The sequence below is a fragment of the Pseudomonas sp. Pseusp21 genome (genome assembly GCF_059492145.1).
This window is the reverse complement of the sequence record NZ_CP168520.1, coordinates 1,595,656-1,616,209: the sequence shown is the minus strand read 5'-3', so window position 1 is coordinate 1,616,209 and position 20,554 is coordinate 1,595,656. Positions and strand designations below refer to the sequence as shown.

Annotated in this window: 22 protein-coding genes; 9 read left to right on the top strand and 13 right to left on the bottom strand. The window is 62.3% G+C overall.

Annotated elements, in window-relative coordinates; translation table 11 throughout:
- The first annotated feature begins 249 nt into the window (after nt 1–249).
- Both ACEN93_RS07185 and ACEN93_RS07180 read left to right on the top strand, forming a co-directional pair.
- Complete coding sequence (locus ACEN93_RS07185; protein ID WP_007955862.1) at nt 250–609, top strand: DUF6124 family protein; 360 nt, start codon at nt 250–252, stop codon at nt 607–609.
- Between the two features lie 152 nt (nt 610–761).
- Complete coding sequence (locus tag ACEN93_RS07180; protein WP_039770310.1) at nt 762–971, top strand: hypothetical protein; 210 nt, start codon at nt 762–764, stop codon at nt 969–971.
- Between the two features lie 3 nt (nt 972–974).
- On the opposite strand, the gene ACEN93_RS07175 is transcribed toward ACEN93_RS07180, so the two are convergent.
- The 6 genes from ACEN93_RS07175 to ACEN93_RS07150 all read right to left on the bottom strand — a co-directional run bounded on the left by ACEN93_RS07175 (nt 975) and on the right by ACEN93_RS07150 (nt 6,282).
- Nucleotides 975–1,766, bottom strand: coding sequence for a transporter substrate-binding domain-containing protein (locus tag ACEN93_RS07175; protein ID WP_178082885.1), 792 nt, complete (start codon nt 1,764–1,766; stop codon nt 975–977).
- Between the two features lie 59 nt (nt 1,767–1,825).
- A complete protein-coding gene (gene copD / locus ACEN93_RS07170) occupies nt 1,826–2,689 on the bottom strand; it encodes a copper homeostasis membrane protein CopD (protein WP_495611244.1) in 864 nt (287 codons plus the stop codon).
- Between the two features lie 3 nt (nt 2,690–2,692).
- Nucleotides 2,693–3,067, bottom strand: coding sequence for a copper homeostasis periplasmic binding protein CopC (gene copC, locus ACEN93_RS07165; protein WP_495611243.1), 375 nt, complete (start codon nt 3,065–3,067; stop codon nt 2,693–2,695).
- 31 nt (nt 3,068–3,098) lie between these two features.
- A complete protein-coding gene (locus ACEN93_RS07160) occupies nt 3,099–3,989 on the bottom strand; it encodes a copper resistance protein B (protein WP_495611242.1) in 891 nt (296 codons plus the stop codon).
- Between the two features lie 11 nt (nt 3,990–4,000).
- The gene (locus tag ACEN93_RS07155; protein ID WP_495611241.1) at nt 4,001–5,704 is read right to left on the bottom strand and encodes a copper resistance system multicopper oxidase; all 1,704 of its coding nucleotides are present in this window, start codon (nt 5,702–5,704) and stop codon (nt 4,001–4,003) included.
- 95 nt (nt 5,705–5,799) lie between these two features.
- Entirely contained in the window at nt 5,800–6,282 is a 483-nt protein-coding gene (locus ACEN93_RS07150; protein WP_064598036.1) for a hypothetical protein, read from the bottom strand.
- A gap of 165 nt (nt 6,283–6,447) precedes the next feature.
- Here ACEN93_RS07150 and ACEN93_RS07145 point away from each other — a divergent pair, with 165 nt between their 5' ends.
- From ACEN93_RS07145 to ACEN93_RS07135, 3 genes are all read left to right on the top strand, one after another.
- Nucleotides 6,448–7,107, top strand: a complete 660-nt coding sequence (locus tag ACEN93_RS07145) for a ribonuclease T2 (RefSeq protein ID WP_039770300.1) — start codon at nt 6,448–6,450, stop codon at nt 7,105–7,107.
- 137 nt (nt 7,108–7,244) lie between these two features.
- Nucleotides 7,245–7,838, top strand: coding sequence for a PAAR domain-containing protein (locus tag ACEN93_RS07140; protein WP_237233729.1), 594 nt, complete (start codon nt 7,245–7,247; stop codon nt 7,836–7,838).
- A gap of 249 nt (nt 7,839–8,087) precedes the next feature.
- Nucleotides 8,088–8,465, top strand: coding sequence for a hypothetical protein (locus tag ACEN93_RS07135; RefSeq protein ID WP_239065520.1), 378 nt, complete (start codon nt 8,088–8,090; stop codon nt 8,463–8,465).
- A gap of 21 nt (nt 8,466–8,486) precedes the next feature.
- Here ACEN93_RS07135 and ACEN93_RS07130 read toward each other — a convergent pair whose 3' ends face one another.
- Complete coding sequence (locus ACEN93_RS07130) at nt 8,487–9,344, bottom strand: LysR substrate-binding domain-containing protein (protein ID WP_495611240.1); 858 nt, start codon at nt 9,342–9,344, stop codon at nt 8,487–8,489.
- 109 nt (nt 9,345–9,453) lie between these two features.
- Between ACEN93_RS07130 and ACEN93_RS07125 the strand changes: the two genes are divergently transcribed.
- The 3 genes from ACEN93_RS07125 (at nt 9,454) to ACEN93_RS07115 (ending at nt 12,706) form a co-directional block, all read left to right on the top strand.
- Nucleotides 9,454–10,161, top strand: coding sequence for a haloacid dehalogenase type II (locus tag ACEN93_RS07125; RefSeq protein ID WP_103387155.1), 708 nt, complete (start codon nt 9,454–9,456; stop codon nt 10,159–10,161).
- A 12-nt stretch (nt 10,162–10,173) separates the two neighbouring features.
- On the top strand, nt 10,174–10,947 hold the full coding sequence (locus tag ACEN93_RS07120; protein WP_495611239.1) for an aldolase: 774 nt from the start codon (nt 10,174–10,176) through the stop codon (nt 10,945–10,947).
- A gap of 187 nt (nt 10,948–11,134) precedes the next feature.
- Nucleotides 11,135–12,706 (top strand): sensor domain-containing diguanylate cyclase, encoded by a 1,572-nt coding sequence (locus tag ACEN93_RS07115; RefSeq protein ID WP_085667464.1) that lies wholly within the window; start codon nt 11,135–11,137, stop codon nt 12,704–12,706.
- Nucleotides 12,707–12,766: 60 nt separating this feature from the next.
- Here ACEN93_RS07115 and ACEN93_RS07110 read toward each other — a convergent pair whose 3' ends face one another.
- The 4 genes from ACEN93_RS07110 to ACEN93_RS07095 form a co-directional block, all read right to left on the bottom strand.
- The gene (locus ACEN93_RS07110) at nt 12,767–13,057 is read right to left on the bottom strand and encodes a hypothetical protein (RefSeq protein ID WP_103387158.1); all 291 of its coding nucleotides are present in this window, start codon (nt 13,055–13,057) and stop codon (nt 12,767–12,769) included.
- Nucleotides 13,058–13,134: 77 nt separating this feature from the next.
- On the bottom strand, nt 13,135–15,564 hold the full coding sequence (locus ACEN93_RS07105) for a TonB-dependent siderophore receptor (RefSeq protein WP_495611238.1): 2,430 nt from the start codon (nt 15,562–15,564) through the stop codon (nt 13,135–13,137).
- A 99-nt stretch (nt 15,565–15,663) separates the two neighbouring features.
- Nucleotides 15,664–16,623: a FecR domain-containing protein gene (locus ACEN93_RS07100; protein ID WP_490843846.1), complete on the bottom strand. Its 960-nt coding sequence runs from the start codon at nt 16,621–16,623 to the stop codon at nt 15,664–15,666.
- Complete coding sequence (locus ACEN93_RS07095; RefSeq protein ID WP_495611237.1) at nt 16,623–17,129, bottom strand: sigma-70 family RNA polymerase sigma factor; 507 nt, start codon at nt 17,127–17,129, stop codon at nt 16,623–16,625. The genes ACEN93_RS07100 and ACEN93_RS07095 overlap by 1 nt, the downstream gene beginning before the upstream one ends.
- Before the next feature lie 240 nt (nt 17,130–17,369).
- On the opposite strand from ACEN93_RS07095, the gene ACEN93_RS07090 reads away from it, so the two are divergent.
- Nucleotides 17,370–17,810 (top strand): carboxymuconolactone decarboxylase family protein, encoded by a 441-nt coding sequence (locus ACEN93_RS07090; protein ID WP_495611236.1) that lies wholly within the window; start codon nt 17,370–17,372, stop codon nt 17,808–17,810.
- A 4-nt stretch (nt 17,811–17,814) separates the two neighbouring features.
- Here the strand turns inward: ACEN93_RS07090 and ACEN93_RS07085 are convergent, their stop codons facing one another.
- Nucleotides 17,815–19,407, bottom strand: coding sequence for a DHA2 family efflux MFS transporter permease subunit (locus ACEN93_RS07085; RefSeq protein WP_085613167.1), 1,593 nt, complete (start codon nt 19,405–19,407; stop codon nt 17,815–17,817).
- Entirely contained in the window at nt 19,404–20,525 is a 1,122-nt protein-coding gene (locus ACEN93_RS07080; RefSeq protein WP_210710141.1) for an HlyD family secretion protein, read from the bottom strand. Before ACEN93_RS07080 ends, ACEN93_RS07085 begins: the two co-directional genes overlap by 4 nt.
- Nucleotides 20,526–20,554 lie beyond the last annotated feature (29 nt).

Sequence of the window (20,554 nt, the reverse complement as noted above, 5' to 3'; positions counted from 1 at the left end):
CGGGGGTTCTATCGTTCCTGGGTCACTGAAAACCAGTGATCGGGTTTGGTAGCCCGGATTCCGTCAGAAGCACAAGACTACTGTCTTGCGGAGGCTTTCAGTGCCTTCGTTTTATGGTGGTCATGCGCAGGGCATCTTCGGATGCGCCGGGGTTCCTGACGGCCGGTCTACCAACCTGCGTATGGCCTCCACCCTAGTTTGGTAGCGAAGGTGGCGGCTCCTAACCTCTTATCCGTCGGGAGTTACTCCATGTTCAAACCAACACCCAACCCACCCGAAACCGATCCAGTCTCCCCCTACAAATTCCCCGATTCACGAACCCTGAACGAAGCCGCCGAACGCGCCCTCGATCACTACCTCACCCCACAGCAACGGATCATGGGCAGCCACACCCAACATGACCCGATGTACTTCGCCAACCCGGCCTACGACACCGAATCCCTGCTCGCCAACGCCAGCGAATCCTTGGGTTCAGCCTCCGAAATGCTCAACAACTTCGCCGCCACCCTGGAACCCGCCCACCGCAAAACCGCCATCGGCATTGCGCAGTTGGTGATGTTGGGGTCTTTGGCGGTGAATCAGGCGTTGGATAACGTCGAGCCGAAGTAGGTTCGGGCAACCCTCTGCGGTGGAGGGTTGATCGTCAGGCGTGGGTTCAACCTGAACCCACGCTGAAACCCCCGCAAGTTTCATCTTCCCGCCACCCGCACAGGCCTACGATCCATCCACTAGATCCCGACCCCACCCGAGCGCCACACACCATGAACAATCCACTCAAAGCGCTTTTGCTCGTCGCAACCATCTCGTTTCTAAGCGCCTGTTCCGGCGCCGGTGGCTTGACCACCACCAGTTGTTTCTCCAGCGACTGTCAGTCGCCGGAGGCGCGGAACGTGAATACGTTGAAGTTCGGCGGGAGCAATATCGGTAACAGTTTCAACCAGTACAGCTCCGGCCTGATGCATGACGATTGAGGGTTACTGGGCCGCGGGTACGGCGATCCATTCGCTCAGGACTTTCTGGTATTTGCCGGTGACTTTGCTCAGGTGCAGCCACTGGTCGACGTAGAGTTTCCAGCTGATGTCGTCGCGCGGCAGCAGGTAGGCTTTTTCGCCGTATTGCATGAACTGGCTCGGGTTGACGGCGCACAGGCCGGGTTTGAGTTTCTGCTGGTAGAGGGCTTCGGAGGCGTCGGTGATCATCACGTCGGCCTTGTTGTCGAGCAGTTGTTCGAAGATGGTCACGTTGTCGTGCAACGCCAGTTGCGCCTTGGGCAGGAAGGCGTGGACGAAGGCTTCGTTGGTGCCGCCGGCGGGTTCGACCAGGCGCACGTTGGGCTGGTTGATCTGGTCGATGGTCTGGTATTTGGACTGGTCGGCGCAGCGCACCAGCGGGATCTTGCCGTCGACGTCGAGGGTGTTGCTGAAGAACGCTTTTTTCTGGCGTTCGAGGGTCACCGAAATGCCGCCGACGCCGATGTCGCATTTGCCGGCCTGCATGTCCGGCATCAGGGTTTTCCAGGTGGTCTGTACCCATTCGACCTTGACGCCGAGGCTGTCGGCCAGGGTTTGCGCCATGGCGATGTCGATGCCTTCGAATCCGCCGTCCGGGCGTTTGAAGGTGTAGGGCTTGTAGTCGCCGGTGGTGCAGACGCGCAACTGGCCCTGTTGCTGAATGGTGTCGAGGTGCGAGGCCGGTTCTTGTGCCTGGGCGGCGCCGGTCATGGCCAGCAGGCCGCAGAAGATCATCGTGCTTTTTGGAATTGTCATTGTGATCGGGCTTGTGCAGTGGAGGTGCGGGCCAGTGTAGTGAATGGGTTTGCCGGGTGTCACCCCGGTTCCGGGCTCAACGTGCCCAGCCACGCCACCAGTCCCACGATCAACAGCGCAATCACCAGCTCCGATGCCACGCTACGGCGCAAGGCGTTTGCCGCCACTTGATGCTGCCCCGCGCGCAACGATTGTTCGAGCAACGGCCCGAGGTGGAAGCGGTTCAACGCGGCCAGTACCAGCATGCCCCCGAACAATACAACCTTGATCGCCAGCAGAATGCCGTAGGTGCCGAGCAGGATTTCGCCCAGTGTCGGGCCGACGATGAACAGGTAATTCGCCACGCCGGTGATCGATAGGATGAGCACAATTGCCGCGCCGACGCCTTCGAAGCGTTTGACGGAATCCGCCAGCGATCGAATGCGCGCCTCGCTGCACAGTGCGTCGAGCCGCGCCATCAAGATTAACGCGAGCATCGCGCCCAGCCACGCACCCGCCGCGAGCAAGTGCAGGATGTCGCTGAGCAGATGCCACGCGTTATCCATCGCGCCGTGTCCGCTCCAGGTCAGGGAGGCGAGGGCGACGGCGCCGGCCATCGATGCCAGCCACAATCCCGGCCCGATCATCACGGCGATCAGCGCAATCATCCGCAGCGTCCACGCCAGCCCTACGTTGGTTTCCAGCACCATCATTTGCAGATGCGGCCACAGTGCCGCGAACTCCGTTTCGCCACTCATGGCGCGGGTCATCAGCACCAGTCCCGCCACTGACAGCAATGCCCCGATCAACGCCATCCCGCGCAGCATCGGCCGAAACCGCAGCACCGCGTCAACGCTGTACAGCCCGAACAACGCCAGCCCGAACAACAGCAGCAAATCCACATACAACGCCAGACGCAGGAGGATGTTGATCAGTTCAGCCATCACTCATTTCACTTTGAATGTGACGTTGCCGGTGATCGGGTGCGTGTCCGATGACACCGCGCGCCATTCGACCTTGTAGGTGCCGGCCGGCAGAGGTGCGAGCGGGGTGACGAGCATGGTTTTCGGGTCGCTGCCGGCGCTGACTTTGGCCTTCACCGGCATGGGCGAGTGGGCCATGCCGGGCATTTCGGTCATCACCAGTTTGGCGCCGGAGAACTGGGTCAGCAGATCCTCCGAAAAGCGCAGTTCGATTTTGCCGGGCGCCGCGCCGTCGGCACCTTCGGCCGGGGTCGACGACAGCAGTTTCGGATGGGCCTGGGCCAGGGTGCTGAAGAGCAAACCGCTGGCGAGGACGAGGGAGATTTTCAATGTGCGCATGCAAGACCTCGGTGTTGTTTTTTGAAGGGATTCAGAACCACAGCCGTACGCCGAGGACGAGTCGCGCTTCGCTGCGATCCTCGCCTTCTTCCCGCGCGTAATCGGCGGTGTGGCCGTAGGTGCGGTTCCAGGTCACGCCGATGTAGGGCGCAAATTCGCGGCGGATCTCATAGCGCAGGCGCAGCCCGACTTCGGTGTTCGCGAGGCCCGAGCCGATCCCACGTTGCGGGTCGTTTTTGCCGTAGACGTTGAGTTCGGCGGTGGGCTGCAGGATCAGGCGATTGGTCAGCAGGATGTCGTAGTCGCCCTCCAGCCGCAGCGCGCTCTGGCCGTTTTCGCCGATGAAGGCCGTGACTTCGGCTTCGAAGTTGTACAGCGCCATGCCCTGCAGGCCGAACGCGGCCCAGGTTTGCGGGGCGCCGGGTTTGAAGTCCTGACGCACGCCGCTGACCACGTCCCACCATGGCGAAACCGCGTGACCCCACAGCGCCTGGATTTCCGCGTCTTCGGTCTTGCCGTTGCTGCGTTCGCCCTCGGAGCGCAGCCACAGCCGATCGATGTCGCCGCCGATCCAGCCGGACAAATCCCAGGCCAGCGTGCTGGCGTCGTCGGCGTCCTGCCATTCGAGTTTGTCGGCGAGGAAGTACGTGTTGATGGCGCTGTCGTGGACCTGATGACCGGCGTGGCTGGTGAACACTGCAGCGCGGTCGGCGTCCGTCAGCGCCGGGATCGGCGTGCGGCTTTCGGTCGGCGCGGCGGGCTGCATCATGCCGTCGTCCATGCTTTGCATGCCGGTCATTTGACTGTGATCCATGCCTTGCATATCAGCCATCCGGCTGTGATCCATGCCCTGCATGTCGCTGGCGGCGAAGGCCGGAGCCATCGACAGGAGCGACAACGAAAACGCGGCAAATCGAGTCATGGTCGGCGTCCTCATTCTTCCACCCGCACTTCGCGGAACATGCCCATTTCCATGTGGTACAGGAGATGGCAGTGATAGGCCCAACGGCCGAGCGCATCAGCCGTCACGCGGTAGCTGCGGCGGGTGCCGGGCGGCATGTCGATGGTGTGTTTGCGTACCTGGAAGTCGCCGTTTTCGTCTTCCAGATCGCTCCACATGCCATGCAGGTGGATGGGGTGGGTCATCATCGTGTCGTTGACCAGCACCAGGCGAATCCGCTCGCCGTACTTCAACAGCAGCGGCTCGGCATCGGAGAACTTGATGCCGTTGAACGACCAGGCGAATTTCTCCATGTGGCCGGTGAGGTGCAGCTCGATGGTGCGGCTCGGGTCGCGGCCGTCCGGGTCTTCGAACGTGCTGTGCAGGTCGGCGTAGGTCAGCACGCGGCGACCGTTGTTGCGCAAGCCGAGGCCGGGGTCGTCGAGTTTCGCGGCGGTGGTCATGGCTTGCATGTCCACCAACGGGTTGTCCTTTTCGCTGTCGGGGTGCGACTGCATCGGGCCCATGTTCATGCTCGAGTGATCCATGCCGCTCATGTCCATCGAGCCATGATCCATGCCGCCCATGCCCATGTCGTCCATGGTCACCAGCGGTCGCGGGTCCAGCGTCGGCACCGGGGCCGACAAACCGGCCCGGGTGGCGAGGGTGCCTCGGGCGTAACCGGTGCGGTCCATGGCCTGGGCGAACAGGGTGTGGGCGTCGGCGGCGGGCTCGACGATCACGTCATAGGTTTCCGCCACGGCGATACGCAACTCGTCGACGCTGACCGGTTTGACGTGCAGGCCGTCGGCGGCGACCACGGTCATTTTCAATCCGGGGATGCGCACGTCGAAGTAGGTCATGGCGGAGCCGTTGATCAGCCGCAGCCGCAGTTTTTCACCGGGGCGGAACAGGCCGGTCCAGTTGTTATCCGGGGCGTGGCCGTTCATCAGGAAGGTGTACGTGGCGCCGCTGACGTCGGCGATGTCGGTGGGATTCATCTTCATCTGCGCCCACATCGTGCGATCGGCGACGGTGGCGCCCCAGCCTTTTTCGCCGACGTCGTGGATGAAATCAGCGACGGTGCGCTTGTGGAAGTTGTAGTAGTCGGACTGCTTTTTCAGGGTCTTCATCAGGCTGGCCGGGTCTTCGTCGGACCAGTCGCTGAGCATCACCACGTACTCGCGGTCGTACTGGAACGGCTCCGGTTCCCGGGCGTCGATCACCAGCGGCCCGTAAACGCCGGCCTGCTCCTGCAAGCCGGAATGGCTGTGATACCAGTAGGTGCCGTGCTGGCGAACCTTGAACTGGTAGACGTACACGCCACCCGGCTCAATGCCCTTGAAACTCAGGCCCGGCACGCCGTCCATGTTGGCCGGCAGCAGAATGCCGTGCCAGTGGATCGACGTACTGTCCTTGAGCCGGTTGCGCACCCGCAGCGTCACCGTGTCGCCTTCACGCCAGCGCAGCAGCGGGCCGGGCAGGCTGCCGTTGATGGTCAGGGCGGTGCGGGGCTGGCCGGTGAAGTTGACCGGGGTTTCGCCGATGAACAGCTCGAAGTCGGTGCCGCTTAACTCGTTCACCTGGCCAGGGCTGTTCAAGGCCCAGACCGGCGTGCGCCACAGGCCGAGGCCGCCGAGCAGACCGCCGGCGGCGAGGCCTTTGACGAAGGTGCGTCTTGAGGTGGTGGAAGGCATGCGCTGGAAGTCCCCGTTTGACCAATGACGGGGAGGCTAACCAGCGGCAGCTTTCAGCAGGCTGAGGGGCGGATTACAGTTGTGTCAGGTTCAACCTACAAACCGAGACCTTCCTGGACCACCAGCAGCAGGTTGTTTTCCGTCAACGCAATCGCATCCAGCTGTTGCCCGGTTTCGAGCGTCTGCAACCACCAATGGCTTTCACCGTGCTCATCGACCGTGCGCAGCAGCGATGCTTCGCGCCCCGGCAGGACGATTTGCACTCGCCCTGCGCCGTCTTCGGTGAAGCGGGCGATGGGGTCGAACGTCAGGCTGTGGTGGTTGGCTTCGATGATCAACTGGTCGATGGCGTAGTCGTGGGTCTCGCCATCCGAAGAAGATTCGCAAACATGCGTAGGATTGCGCCGAATCTTCAGGCCTACCTCGGTGACCGGTTGCAACCAGCCTTCGATTCGGTGATACAAGGCGTAGACCTGAGCCGGCCAGCAATCGATCTCCAGTTCAGCGCAGGTGATTTCGTCAGCATGGGTGTGCCGGGTTTGTTTGAGTTTCGCGGCGAGTTCGTCTGCTTTACTCATGTCGGTTCCCTGTGGTGATTTCAACTTCATCGTAGTCCTTTCAAAGTAATGCAGGTTTTGCCCTGCGTCATGCGCCTGCAACACGGGCATGACTCAATCAGCGTCTGGCCAAGTGATGGTCAGACCACAGAAACCACGGACGCACGCGTCCCAAGGAACGGGAACATGAAAAAGCTTTTTACAATTATGGCGCTGATTGCGCTGACGGTCGGTAGCATCGGCCTGAGTTCGGCGCGCCAGTCGTCTGCCAGCAAGGCGGAATCGGTGGCGGGGGTATTCGATTACTACCTCCTGGCGTTGTCCTGGTCGCCGACCTTTTGCCTGACCCACAAGGATGACCCGCAATGCACCGGCAAGGGTTACGGTTTTGTCCTGCATGGCCTGTGGCCGCAATACGCCAAGGGCGGCTGGCCGCAATCCTGCCCACCGCTGACCAACCTGTCGGCCGCCGAAACGGCCAAAGGCCTGACGCTGTTCCCGACCAAAAAACTGCTCGATCACGAATGGAGCAAACACGGCACCTGCAGCGGCCTCGGCGCGATGGGCTATCTGGACGAATCGGATAAAGCCGTGGCCGCGGTGAAAATCCCGGAAGAGCTGCAACCGTTCAGTAGCTCTTATTACTTCGAAGCGCAGGAAATTGCCGATCTGTTCCGCAAGAGCAATCCGGGCATCCCGTCAGACGGCATCGCCGTCATCTGCAACGGCCCGGAACTCTCGGAAGTGCGCGTGTGCATGGGCAAGGACCTGCAATTCGGCGCCTGCGGCAAGGGCGTGAAAACCCAGTGCCGGGCGGGGGACATTCGAGTGCCGCCGTCGCGTTGACCGGAGCAGTTACCGTCCATGGAAAACAGGCGCCTCTTCAGGCGCCTGTTTTTTTGCATGCGGGTTTGAACAACGCCGCGACTTTGTTCATGCTTTCGCGCCAATGGATGATGACGCGACACCGCAAGGAGCTTTTCATGAGCGGAAAACCCGCTGCCCGAGTGACCGACCCGACCGCCTGCCCATTGCCGGGACATGGCACCAGCGGTAAGAAAACCTTATTGCTTCTTCTATTGACCATCTTGTGTTCAGCTTGCGCTAAAAACCATACGGTCCAGCCTGCAAATCTCAATTTTCTGACTATAGAGAGAAAACCCAGCAGCCTGTATTACGAAATTTACTACGCCTCTGATGTAAACCTTTTGGATCTGTTTGGGAGAGGAATGAGGGAAGGCGCCGCTTCGACAATGTTGGAGTGTGCACTGGGTGACGATCAGGACTTTTCTATCACTAACCGATTCAGATATTCGGCGTACGGACTGATTGATGTAGATGAGACGAACAAAGCCGGCGGGAAATACAACTACGTGACGAGTGCAACTTTAAGGCAAACCGTAAATAACGGTTCAACTCAGGAATTTCTTTCAATTCAGGAGTTGAATGGCCTGTTGTCCGGAAAGCTCCAGGTCCCCTGCAAAGTCGTCATTACCGCCTGGGGCTACAAACCCTACTACTCAAACACCATGAACCTCCCGGTCGCAGACCTGCTGCGCGAAGGTAACAAGTTCTGAGCTCATTGCTAAAAGGGAACATACTTGGGTCAGGGCGATTTTCCACCAGAGAAGTAGGCAGTAAATCGGCCAGCGACTTGCTGCTTGAATCGATCATGGAGATTTCTCGTGAGGTACAAATTTCTTCTATGCATATTTATGGTCATCTGCTCCGGGTGTGCAAAGGATCATGTAAAACCTCCGGCAAATTTGAGCTTCGTGTCTGTCGCAAGAGAACGAACGCTCTACGACGTTCGGTATCAATCGGACGTGGATGTTCTGGATCTTTTTGACCGAGGTGAACGTAAAGGAATGGCGTCGGGTACTCTTGAGTGCGCCTTGGGAGACGACGAAGACTTTGCGGTTGATAAATCAATGCAGTTTTCTGCCCTCGGTTTGATTACCTCGGACAAGGGGCAGGCGAACAAAACGGGATTTTCCTATCTGACCAGCGCGTTTTTGATCGAAACCTCTAGCGATAGAAGTACGGACAGAAATCTGTCAGCGGCCGAACTGAACCAACTCCTCTCTGGCAAACAACAAATCCCCTGCAAAGTCGTCGTCACCGCTTACGGCTACAAACCCTACTACTCAAACACCATGAACCTCCCGGTCGCAGACCTGCTGCGCGAAGTCAACAAGCCCTGAGCTCAGCGCCATTTGGGGGGATCAAGCAAATCCCCCCGCATCCACCCCCAATTCCCCCCGCAGAAACTCCACCAAACCCCGCTGCAATCCACTCAACACCCCCTCGCGACTGACCAGCGCCAGTTCCGTCGGTGGCAGCGGCGGCAAGTCCGTGCACACCCGATGCTCCGGCAACACCGCCGACGCCGGCAGCACCGAAACCCCGAGCCCGGAGGCGACCGCCGCCTGAATGCCGGTCAGGCTGTGGCTGCCGAAGGCCACACGCCATGGGCGTTGCGCCACGTCGAGCAGGCGGATCGCCCGTTGTCGGTACAGGCAGCCCTGGGGAAACAGCGCCAGCGGTAACACGGCACTGGATGAGTCGAACTCAGCACCCTTGACCCAAACCAGTCGTTCCGGCCAGGTCGCCCAGGCCGTGCCGCTGTCGGGTTCGCGTTTGATCAGGGCGATGTCGATTTCGCCGCTGTCGAGGCGTTGGCGCAGGTCGAGGCTCATGCCGCTGACGGTTTCCAGTCGCGCTTGCGGGTGGCTGCGGGTGAAGCCGGCGAGGATCAGCGCCATGCGTCGGGCGTCGAAGTCTTCCGGCATGCCGATGCGCAGGATTTCCAGATCCAGATCGCTGGCCAGGGCTTCGCTGGCCTCGGCCGACAAGGCCAGTAATCGACGGGCGTAGTGGATCAGCAGTTCGCCGTGCTCGGTGACGCTGACGTTCAACCCGGTGCGGTCGCGCAACAGCAGGGCGTGACCGAGCAGGTCTTCCAGTTTGCGCACCTGTTGGCTGACCGTGGACTGGGTGCGGTGGACGCGTTCGGCGGCGCGGGTGAAGCTGCCTTCATCGACCACGCAGACGAAGGTTTTCAGCAGTTCCAGATCCAGCATGGCGGCGGCCTCGATATTTGTTTGGCAACTGACAGTCGGCTATTTATTTAATTTCACACTATCACCCCGAGTTCATAAGCTGAAGCCCTCACTTGCAGAGGAATTCCCCATGACCTTGATCAACACACCGCGCCCGCAATGGCTGACATTCGATTGCTACGGCACCTTGATTCAATGGGACGAAGGCCTGCGCGCCGTGGCTGAGCGGATCCTGAGCGAGAAGGGCGAACACCGGGTCGATGCCGGGCGCCTGATCGAGGTCTACGACCGCCACGAACATCGCCTGGAACAGACGCCGCCGCACCGCTCGTTTCGCGAGCTGAGCACCCTCGGCCTGCAACTGGCCCTGGAGGAGCTGGGGCTGGCGAGTGCCAGCCAGGACAGCCAGCGCCTGGCCGCCGCGATCCCGCAGATGCCGCCGTTTCCTGAAGTCGTCGAGACCCTCGCGCAGCTCAAGGCCAAGGGTTTCAAGCTGTGCATCGTCTCCAACACCGATGACGACATCATCGCCGGCAACGTCGCTCAACTCGGCGGCCATATCGACCGGGTGATCACCGCGCAACAGGCCGGTGCCTACAAACCGGCGCCGCGGCTGTTCGACTACGCTCATGAGCAATTGGGCGTCAGCCGCGATCAGGTGGTGCACATCTGCGCCAGCCCGATGCTCGACCACACGGCGGCCCGCGACATGCATTTTCGTTGCGTCTGGATCGACCGGGGCACCGGTCGTCAGTTGCTGCCGGACTATCGGCCCGACGCGATCCTCAACACGCTGGACGAAGTGCTGCCGCTGTTCTCGTCCCTTGGCTGGTCGTAAAGGAGTTTCGCCATGGCCCATACCCTGACCGGCAGCGCCCGACCCGCGCGTTACGCCTCGTTGAACCTCGACAGCGAAGCCATCATCACCGCTCGCAAAGAACTGGCGGCGTGCTTTCAACTGGCGGCGCTGCACGGGCTGGAGGAGGGGATCTGCAATCACTTTTCGGCGATGTTGCCGGGACACGCTGACCTGTTTCTGGTCAATCCGTACGGCCATGCGTTTTCCGAAGTGACCGCGCACAACCTGCTGATCTGCGACTTCGCCGGCAACGTGGTGGACGGCGAGGGCCAACCGGAGGCCACTGCTTTCTATATTCATGCGCGCCTGCATCAGCGATTGCCACGGGTGAAGGTCGCATTCCATACGCACATGCCGAACGCGACGGCGTTGTGCCTGCTGGAGGGGCCGCCACTGTTGTGGCTGAGCCAGACCGCGCTGAAGTTCTACGGGCGCACGGCGGTGGACGAGCATTACAACGGGCTGGCGCTGGATGAGCGTGAAGGCGACCGGATTGCCGGGGTCATGGGCGAGGCCGACATTCTGTTTCTGAAGAATCATGGGGTGATCGTTGGGGCGCCGACCATCGCCGAAGCCTGGGACGATCTGTATTACCTGGAGCGTGCCGCGCAGGTGCAACTGCTGGCGATGGCCACGCAACGGGTCTTGAAACCGGTGCCGCACGCGGTTGCGCAACGGGCTTACGAGCAGATGCGCGAGGGCGATCCGGAAAGTGCGCGGGCGCATCTGCACAGTGCAATGCGGCGGTTGTCGAGGCGGGGGTAAAAGCGAGGAAAACGGACAGGCAAAAATAATTCGCGTCGCAGGTCATCCAATTGCGCTGCGCGCCGATAGCAACAGGGTCGGGATTGTCTCGGGGGCACTTGGTTGCCCCACACAACCCGGTGGGCTACGCTCACGAAAACAAGGGTTTCGGGCTTTTGCCCCTGTCGTACCTGCCCAGGACACGCTTTTGCCTATCCCCATTCACGATCCGCACCAGGCCCCCGGCGGCACCCTCAAGCGTTTGCCCCTGCGCAAGGCGGCGGTGTTGTTCATCGTGGCTGTGTGTCTGAGCCTGTCCGGTCTGTTGTATTTGCAGATCGAACAGTCGCGGCGCCAGGATCTGGCCAACGCACAGGTGTCGTCGGCCAACCTGACCCGGGCCATGGCGCAGCAGGCTGAAGACACTTTTCTGGCAGCGGATCTGGTGCTGACCAGCCTGGTCGACTGGGTTCAGGACGATGGTTATGGCGCGGAGCAGAAGCCGCGTTTGCAGAAAACCCTCGCGCGGCGGGTGCAGCAACTGGAGCAGTTGCACGGCATGTTCCTGTTCGACCGCGAAGGGCAGTGGGTGATTACCTCGTTCGCGGATCTGCCACGCGGCAATGGCGTGGCCGATCGCGAGTACTTCAAGTTTCACCAGCAGAACGTCTCGGCTGTGGCGCATATCGGCCCGGCGATCCGCAGCCGCGAGAACGGCGAGTGGATCATCCCGATCTCGAAACGGGTCAACGACCACGCCGGCAATTTTCAGGGCGTGCTGCTGGCCGGGATCAAGATGTCCTACTTCGACCGGTTCTTCAAAAGCTTCAGCCTGGACGACAACGGCACCATGTTCCTCGGCCTGACCGACGGCACCTTGCTCGCCCGGCGGCCGTTCGACGAGAGCCTGATCGGCACCTCGCTGGCCAAGGGCGAGATCTACCAGAAGTTGCTGCCCAATGCAGCCGCCGGCACCGCGATGATCGATTCGGTGGTCGACGGTGTCACCCGTCTTTACGGTTACCGGCAGCTGGAAAGCTACCCGTTGGTGGTCGCGGCGTCTTCGTCCCGGGACACGATCCTCCAGGGCTGGTATGACCGGGCGTTCCAGTCCAGCGTCATCGTGGCGCTGGTGATGCTCGGCGTGGGGCTGTTTGGCTGGGTGTTCATTCATCAGGTGCGCGATGGCGAGCGGATCGAGAAAAACCTGCGCAAGGCCCAGCGGACGCTGGAGCAGATCGCCACCCACGACAGTCTGACCGGGCTGGCCAACCGGCGTCTGTTCGAGCGCTCGCTGGAGGTGGAGTTTGCCCGGGGCGCGCGGCAGTCGAGCCCGGTGAGCCTGATCATGCTCGATATCGATTTCTTCAAAAGCTACAACGATGCCTACGGCCACGTGGCCGGCGACCATTGCCTGACCCAGGTCGCGCAGGTGGTGAAGAACTGCTGCCAGCGCAAGTCCGATCTGGCGGTGCGCTATGGCGGGGAAGAGTTCGCGGTGTTGCTGCCGGACACCGACATCAACGGCGCGCTGGCGATTGCCGGGCAGATCCGCCGCAGCGTCATGGACAAACACATCACCCACAGCGGCTCGCCCACCGGTTATCTGACGGTGAGCCTGGGCTGCTATTCGTTTATTCCGCTGGGCAACGACAGCCCGGAGCTGTTCATCCAGCGCGCCGATGCGGCGCTGTATCAGGCCAAAAACGCCGGACGCAATCGTGCGGCCGTGTTGTCGATGGACGTCGGTTTCGGCGAATTGCTACGTTCGGATCGCTGACAAAAAACGATAGGGTTCAGACACAGGCCATGGCGTTTACCACGGCCTGCTCTTGTTCGTTCAGCCGCCGGTGCCACCGCCGGCACCGCCCGTGCCGCCACCGGCCGAACCGGTGCCACCTCCTGCTCCCGAGCCTGAACCGCTGGCGCCGCCGTTGGTGCCGGTGCCGCCACCCGCGCCGCTGCCGCCGGACGGCGAGCCCGGCGTGTTGTCGGGCGGCATTTGTGAACCACTGGTCGAGCCGGATTTGGTGCCCGTGGCATCGGCGCCGTCGTTGGCGGCGAATGTCGCGGCTGAGCCTGTGGCCAGCAGGCCGATCAACAACAGCGAGGTGAGTTTGCGCGTGATCATGGTCTGTCTCCGGAAAGGGGTTTACCTGATATTGGTCAGACGCGCCGAACCCTTGGTGCCGGCCGGATGACGAGCGGTCAAAAGTCCACGGTCGCCGAAACCTTCAGCGTACGCGGCGTGCCCTGGGTCAGGTAACCGCCGTTGGCCGAGGCCCAGTAAGCTTCGTTGGCGACGTTCTCCAGATTGGCCCGCAGGGTGATCTGCTTTTCATCCAGTTTGAAGGCATAACGCGAGCCGAGGTCGAAGCGGTTCCACGCCGGAATGCTCTGGGTGTTGGCCGCGTTGAGGTACTGGCCGCCGGTGCGCAACATCCGCGCGCTGAGGGCGGCACCTTCGAGGCCCGGAATGTCCCAGTCGGCGCCGAGGTTGAACTGGAAGCGCGGCACCCCGACGGCGCGGTTGCCGTCATTCACGCCGTTGCTGCTGCCTTCCAGTTCAGTCTTCATCACGGTTGCGCCGCTGAGCAGGCGCAGGCCGTCGAGCGGTTCGCCATAGACGTTGAGTTCCACGCCTTTGTTGGTCTGCTGGCCATCGACCCGGAAGATTCCGTCCTGGGTATAGCTCGACGGTTGCTCGATGCGATAGACGCCGAGGTTGGCGCCGTAGCTGCCCATGTCCAGGCGCACGCCGGCTTCGATCTGCTTGCTGCGCACCGGGGCGAAGGTTTCGTCGCGGTTGATCGCGGTGGTCGGCGGCGTCGGGCCCTTGGCCAGGCCTTCGATGCGGTTGGCGTAGAACGACACATGCTCCCACGGCTTGATCACCAGGCCGTAGACCGGGGTGGTGATCGACTCTTCATAACTCGAGGTGCGGGCGCCGGTGGCGGTGCTCCAGCCGTCGACTTTCAGCGCCTGGCGACGCACGCCGAGGGTCAGCAGGATGCGGTCATCAACGAAGCCGAGGGTGTCGGAAATCGCCTCGCTGCGCAGGGTGTTCTTGCCGGTGATGCGCGGGTCGTTGATGTCGCTGGCGAACGAGGTTGGCGCCGGGCGCGGCTTGTCGGTGACGTTGTACAGGTTGGTGCTGTAGCGCCCGGCGGTGCCGATGGTTTCGAACGCCGAGCGCTGCTCGCCCCAGATGCCCGCCCAGCCGAGGTTCAACTGGTGCGTGACGGGGCCGGTGTCGAAACGGCCGTTGAGCCCGGCCATGGCACTCTGGTTGTCTTCGTCGTGGGGTGAATAGAGCATGCCGCCACGGGCGTTGCCGTTGAGGTCGGTAACGGTCAGCGACGAGTAAACCCCGTTCTCGCGGGTGTGCTTGGCGCCGCCGGACACGTAGGCCGTCCAGTTGTCGTTCAGGTCGTACTCGGCGCGGGCCATGCCGAAGGTGTCTTCGAGTTGCGAATAGCTCCAGCTCTGGGCATAGCTGGCGTTGGCGTGCGGCACCTTGGGGGCTTTTGTCAGGCTCGAATCGACATAGACCACCGAGCGGCCCTGGTTGATGACCTGCTTCTGATAGCCAAAATCGGTCGAGACCCGCAGGCGATCGCCGCGATAGTCCAGGCCGACGCTGAACAGCGACGAGCGCTGGTCTTCGTCATCGACGGCGGTGTCGCCTTCGCGCTGCATCAGGTTGACCCGCGCGCCGAAGCGGTTGTCCTCGCCAAAGCGCTGGCCCAGATCCAGATGGCCGCCGACCCGACCGTCGGCGCTGTAATCGAGGGTGACACTGCGGGTCGGCGTGTCCATCGCGCGTTTGGGTTGCAGGTTGATCCCGCCACCGATGCCGCTGCCGCTCGGGGTCACGCCGTTGACGAATGCATTCGGGCCCTTGAACAGTTCGACCCGGTCCAGCGCTTCGACGGCAATGATCTGCCGGGGCAGCACGCCATAGAGGCCGTTATAGGAAATGTCATCGGAGGCCAGCGGCAGGCCGCGGATCATGAACATCTGCGAGAAGTTGCCGAAGCCATTGGACTGGCGCACCGAGGCGTCGTTGAGCAACACATCGCCAACGGTCTGGGCCTGCTGATCGGCCATGGTCTTGGCGGTGTAACTGGTGACGCTGAAGGGCAGGTCGTTGACCTCCTGGTTGCCGAGCATGCCGATCTGCGCGCGGCGCGCGACCTGCTCGCCGCCGTAGGTATCACCGCTGTCGTCGCGCAGGGCGCTGACGTTGGTGGCGCCCAGTTCCAGCGCGCCGTCCGCCGCGACTTTCGGCGCCACGGTGTAACCGTTGTGGCCGGTGCTGATCAGTTCGAAACCGCTGCCTTCCAGCAACCGGGCAAAACCGCTCTGTGCGGTGTAACTGCCTTGCAGGCCGGGGCTCTGGCGATTGCCCAGTTGCGCCGGATCGAACGACAGCGGCACGCCGACGCTGACCGCAAATTGCGCCAGCACATGGCTGAGCAGGCCGGGACCGATGTTGACGCTGCGGCTGGCGCTTTCACTGACGCTGTCGGCGGCGTGGGCGGCGGTCGGCAGCAGCGCGCTGAAGGCCAGGGCCAGGCTCAGGTTCAGGGCCTTGAGCGCAAACGTGGCGGGGCGGGGCGATGGCATTGCGGTCATTCGGTGTTCCTGTCGGGGGCGTGGAATGGGAAGGTCTATCCACTCACCGGACGAGTCGCGAAAAGGTATCAGGGAATAATGAAAATATTTTCCGAGGGCTTAGACACGGGGCTCTACCGACAGCCAATAACGGGTCAGGCTGTTGATGTTCAGTGGCAGGGTATCGCTGAGCAAACGCAGGCTGGCGTCGGTGTCGCGCAGGGAAAACGCCCCGGACACGCGCATCGCCGCGATGTCTGGATGACAGCGCAGTACGCCCCGGCGATAGCGGCTCAGCTCGCCGAGCAATTCGTCCAGACGCATGTTGCTGGCCAGCAGCATGCCTTTGTCCCAGGCCAGGGATGCGGTGTCGAAGGTTTCGGCGCTGTCGAAGCTGTTGAGCTTGAAGCGCTGGCGCTCGCCCGCCTGAAGAATCGCGCTGTGCTTGAGCAGTTGCGGGGTGATCTGAACCTGGCCTTCGAGCACCGACACCTGGCTGCGCGAACCCTCGGTGCGTACGCAGAATCGCGTGCCCAGCGCGCGGGCCACACCTTGCGGGGTTTCGACAATGAAAGGACGGGCGCTGGCGTCTGCGGCGGTGTTGATCAGCACTTCGCCGTTGAGCAGCAGGACGCGACGCTCCACCGGGCTGAAGGCGATGTCCACGGCGCTGTCGGTGTTGAGCACCAGTTGGGTGCCGTCCGGCAATTGCAGGTTCTTCTGCTCGCCGACGGCGGTGCGCTGGTCGGCGGTCCATTGCTGCCACGGCACATGCTGCGAGGCGATGCCCAACGGCCCGGCCATCAACAGCAAGCCGAGGCGGGTGAGGGTCTGACGACGGCTCAGGCCTTCTTTGCGCGAGGCGCGTTTCAAGGTCTGGATCGCGACATTGGCCGGCACGCTGCGCAAATCCCCCAACAGCGCTTCGGCCCGTTGCCAGGCGATGGCGTGTTCGGCGCTGCGGGTGCGCCATTGGGCGATGGCCTGATGGTCGGACGGGGTCGCGGTGCCGGAATGCAGTTGCACCAGCCAGTCGGCGGCTTCGCCGAGAATCTGCGGATTGATCATCGACGAATTCATCAGGCGACACTCAGGCAGGCAATGAATGCGGCACGCATGTGCCGTTTGACGGTGATCAGCGAAACATTCAGGCGCGTGGCGATCTGCGCGTAGGTCAGGCCTTCGATCTGCGACAGCAGGAAGGTCTCGCGGGTCTGCTCGGGCAGTTCGCGCAGCAGCGCTTCGATGCGCCACAGGGTTTCGAGAATCAGGTAGCGGGTTTCCGGCGACGGCACTTCGGCGGCGGGCAAGTGCGCGATGGTTTCCAGGTACGCGCGCTCCAGGTCCTGGCGCCGCCAACGGTCGATCACCAGACCCTTGGCGATATGCGTCAGTAGCGCCCGGGGCTCGTTGCCCAGCGGCTTGATCACTTGACGGGTGAGCAGGCGCAAAAAGGTATCGTGGGCCAGATCGGCCGCCTCGCAGCGGTTGCCCAACTTGCGCTGCAGCCAGCCCTGCAGCCACCCGTGGTGTTCGCTGTAGAGCGTCTGGACTTGCTGATTCAACGGCTGATCGAGGGACGACATGGAGGGCAGGTACTCGTTTCGGGCGTCCGTTGCCAGAGATGCAATCGAGAGTGCGATTAGGGTGCAATTAAGAATTGATCGCATTCTAGTGGCGCGCAACGAGTGATGGCAATTGTCCTTTCACACTTTCTTTTCTGACACCGGCGCAGTGGCCTACCCATCTTCCGGGAGATTGGCTATTTGCCGGTCGGGACGCCGGGACTAACGTAGCCCCACATTCACTTGCCCCGGAGAGTCGCCATGAAACCTCGTATCGATTTCTACACCGCGTCCCCAGATGCCCTGAAAGCGATGATCGCCCTGGAAACCGCCGTCTCGAAATTGCCGCTGGAAAAAAACCTGATCGAACTGGTCAAGCTGCGCGCTTCGCAGATCAATGGCTGTGCGTTCTGCATCGACATGCACACCGCCGACGCGATCAAGGGCGGCGAAACCCCGCGCCGGTTGTTCGCCGTGACCGCATGGCGTGAAGCGCCGTTTTTCACTGAACGTGAACGCGCCGCGCTGTTGTGGACCGAAACCCTGACCCAACTGAGCCTGACCCACGCCCCGGACGAAGACTACGAAGCGGTCGCTGCGCAGTTCTCGCCCAAGGAAATGGTCGACCTGAGTGTCGCGATCAGCACCATCAACAGCTGGAACCGTCTGGCCGTGGGCTTCCGTAAAACCCCGCAAGCCTGATCGATCAATGTGCATCGGCACTCGGCGCGGCCGGTGGTTGCACCTTGCGCATCAAGGGCACCATCGCCGTGGCGATGCCGAAGCACACCATGATCATCAGGAACGTGTCGCCGTAGGTTTGCGTCTGCGCTTCACGGTAGGTCAGCAGCCATAGCTGACGCAGGCTGGCGGTGAGGCCGACATCGCCGCTCTGACCCAGCGCGGCGAAGTTGCCGCCGACCTGGGCCAGCCACTGATTCACCGCTTCGTTGCTGCTGTTCAGATGCTCCGCCAACCGGGTGAAGTGCAGGTTGGTGCGGTCGTTGAGAATGGTCGCGCACGCGGCAATCCCGATTGCACCGCCCAGATTGCGCATCAGGTTGAACAGGCCCGATGCATGCTTCAGCCGAGCCGGTGCCAAGCCCCCTAGAGTCAATGTCACCGCCGGTGGCACCGCCAGTTGCTGGGCGATCCCGCGCAGGGCTTGCGGCAGCAGCAATTCTCCGGCGCCCCAGTCATGGGTGATCGGACTGAATTCCCACATCGACAAGGCGAACAACGCCAGACCCGCCATCATGATCCAACGCAGATCGATGCGATTGGCCAGAAAGGCGTACAGCGGAATCGCCATGATCTGGAACACCCCGGTGGAGAAAACCGCCAGACCAATGTCCAGTGCCCCGTAGCCGCGCACCCGGCCGAGAAACAGCGGCGTCAGGTAAATCGTCGCGAACAGGCCGATCCCGGTGACGAAGGAAAAGAAGCAGCCGAGGGCGAAGTTGCGATCCTTGAGCGCGCGCAGGTCGACGATCGGATTGGCCACGTGCAGCGTGCGGCCGATGAAGGCCAGCCCCGCGAGGCCACTGATCCATGCGGTGGTCAGGATGGTCTGGTCGCTGAACCAGTTCCAGCGCGGGCCTTCCTCGAGGGTGTATTCCAGGCAACCGAGAAACAGCGCCAGAAACACCATGCTCAAATAGTCCGCGCCCTTGAGCAGCGACAGTTCCGGCTGGTCGATCTTCACCAGCATCGGCACCGCCACGGCGACGAAAATTCCCGGCACCAGATTGATGTAGAACAGCCAGTGCCAGGACGAAATGTCGGTGATCCAGCCGCCGATCACTGGGCCTAATGTTGGCGCCAGCGAAGCCACGGCGCCGATGGTGGCAGCGGCGATTACCCGCTGTTTGCCGGTGAAGAAAAAGAACGCGGTGGTGAACACCAGCGGAATCATCGACCCACCGAGAAACCCTTGCAGTGCGCGAAAGGCGATCATGCTCTGGATGTTCCAGGCGATGCCGCAGAGCAGGCTGGCGAGGGTGAAGCCGACCGCCGAGGCGCAGAACAGCCAGCGCGTGGAGAACACTCGCGACAGCCAGCCCGACAATGGGATCACGATGATTTCGGCGATCAGGTAACTGGTCTGCACCCACGCCGTTTCATCGGTGCCGGCGGACAACCCGCCGCCGATATCGCGCAGCGAGGCCGAGACGATCTGGATATCCAGCAGCGCGATGAACATGCCGATGCACATCGTGGCGAAGGCGAACACCTTGGTCGCCGTTGCCATCTCGGCGGCGTTGAATGGCTGCGCGGCGGCGGTGAGGGCGGTGCTCATGGCGCGCTGGCCACAGCCGTGGTTTCAGGTTGGGCGCGGGTGTCGACTTCAGCCGTCACCGACAGTCCCGGACGCAGGTGGCCGAGCACGCCGTCGGCCGGGTCGAGCAGGATCCGCACCGGTACACGCTGGACGATTTTGGTGAAGTTGCCGGTGGCGTTTTCCGGCGGCAGCACACTGAACTGCGAACCGGTGGCCGGGGCGAGGCTGTCGAGGCGACCGTGGAATTCCTGGCCGGACAATACGTCGGCGCGGATGCTCACGCGCTGGCCGGGTTTCATCCGCGCCAGTTGGTCTTCCTTGAAGTTCGCATCGACCCACAGGCCGCTGGCCGGCACCACCGACAACTGCTGCGAACCGGCCTGCGCATAAGCGCCGACCCGCGCGCGGCGATTGCCGATCACGCCGTCAACCGGAGCGCGCAGCTCGGTGTAGCCGAGGTTGAGTTGCGCCAGATCACGCTCGGCCCGGGCTTGCTGGAGGGCGGCGCGGGCCTGTTGTTTCTGGGTTTCGATCACGGTGAGCTGGCGTTGCGCGGCCAGCAATTCGGCCTGGGCTTTGGCGCTCAAGGCTTGCGCGGTCTTGAAGGTGGCGTCGGCCCGTTGCGCGCTTTCTACCGAGACTGCATTGGTGGTCACCAGACGCTTGTAGCGGGCGTTGTCATCCCGCGAGCGGGCGGTTTCGGCGCTGGCGGCATCGATACCGGCACGGGCCTGACCGATCACCGCTTGCTGCAGTTGTTCGGTGGCGTCGAGGTTAGCCAGCAGCGCCTCTTCGGCGGCGACCGCGCCTTCAGCCTTGGCCAGATTGGCGCGGTAGTCGCGGGCATCGAGGCGAATCAGCACGTCGCCGGCCTTCACCTTCTGGTTGTCGCTGACCAGCACTTCCTCGATGTAACCGGCGACTTTCGGCCCGATCACCGTGACGTCGCCGCCGATGTAGGCATCGTCGGTTTCCTCGAGAAATCGCCCCGTGCCCCACCAATGCACGGCGTACAACCCGGCCAACACTAACGCGGCCAAGCCAGCAGCGGGCAACAACAGGCGTTTGAGCAGGGGCGGTTTGGGAGCGCTGACCGGAACGGCGAGATCGGGTTCTACGGTGGGCATGCTGGTCATGGCGTAATACCTGAGAAAGCGGAATGGCT

Coding starts and splice junctions, on each gene's coding strand:
- ACEN93_RS07155 (WP_495611241.1), bottom strand. CDS start 5,704: ATGCCTTCCACCACCTCAAGACGCACCTTCGTCAAAGGCCTCGCCGCC.
- ACEN93_RS07145 (WP_039770300.1), top strand. CDS start 6,448: ATGAAAAAGCTTTTTACAATTATGGCGCTGATTGCGCTGACGGTCGGT.
- ACEN93_RS07085 (WP_085613167.1), bottom strand. CDS start 19,407: ATGAGCACCGCCCTCACCGCCGCCGCGCAGCCATTCAACGCCGCCGAG.
- ACEN93_RS07125 (WP_103387155.1), top strand. CDS start 9,454: ATGACCTTGATCAACACACCGCGCCCGCAATGGCTGACATTCGATTGC.
- ACEN93_RS07105 (WP_495611238.1), bottom strand. CDS start 15,564: ATGACCGCAATGCCATCGCCCCGCCCCGCCACGTTTGCGCTCAAGGCC.
- ACEN93_RS07130 (WP_495611240.1), bottom strand. CDS start 9,344: ATGCTGGATCTGGAACTGCTGAAAACCTTCGTCTGCGTGGTCGATGAA.
- copC (WP_495611243.1), bottom strand. CDS start 3,067: ATGCGCACATTGAAAATCTCCCTCGTCCTCGCCAGCGGTTTGCTCTTC.
- ACEN93_RS07100 (WP_490843846.1), bottom strand. CDS start 16,623: ATGAATTCGTCGATGATCAATCCGCAGATTCTCGGCGAAGCCGCCGAC.
- ACEN93_RS07140 (WP_237233729.1), top strand. CDS start 7,245: ATGAGCGGAAAACCCGCTGCCCGAGTGACCGACCCGACCGCCTGCCCA.
- ACEN93_RS07160 (WP_495611242.1), bottom strand. CDS start 3,989: ATGACTCGATTTGCCGCGTTTTCGTTGTCGCTCCTGTCGATGGCTCCG.
- ACEN93_RS07095 (WP_495611237.1), bottom strand. CDS start 17,129: ATGTCGTCCCTCGATCAGCCGTTGAATCAGCAAGTCCAGACGCTCTAC.
- ACEN93_RS07090 (WP_495611236.1), top strand. CDS start 17,370: ATGAAACCTCGTATCGATTTCTACACCGCGTCCCCAGATGCCCTGAAA.
- ACEN93_RS07185 (WP_007955862.1), top strand. CDS start 250: ATGTTCAAACCAACACCCAACCCACCCGAAACCGATCCAGTCTCCCCC.
- ACEN93_RS07150 (WP_064598036.1), bottom strand. CDS start 6,282: ATGAGTAAAGCAGACGAACTCGCCGCGAAACTCAAACAAACCCGGCAC.
- copD (WP_495611244.1), bottom strand. CDS start 2,689: ATGGCTGAACTGATCAACATCCTCCTGCGTCTGGCGTTGTATGTGGAT.
- ACEN93_RS07180 (WP_039770310.1), top strand. CDS start 762: ATGAACAATCCACTCAAAGCGCTTTTGCTCGTCGCAACCATCTCGTTT.
- ACEN93_RS07080 (WP_210710141.1), bottom strand. CDS start 20,525: ATGACCAGCATGCCCACCGTAGAACCCGATCTCGCCGTTCCGGTCAGC.
- ACEN93_RS07175 (WP_178082885.1), bottom strand. CDS start 1,766: ATGACAATTCCAAAAAGCACGATGATCTTCTGCGGCCTGCTGGCCATG.
- ACEN93_RS07110 (WP_103387158.1), bottom strand. CDS start 13,057: ATGATCACGCGCAAACTCACCTCGCTGTTGTTGATCGGCCTGCTGGCC.
- ACEN93_RS07120 (WP_495611239.1), top strand. CDS start 10,174: ATGGCCCATACCCTGACCGGCAGCGCCCGACCCGCGCGTTACGCCTCG.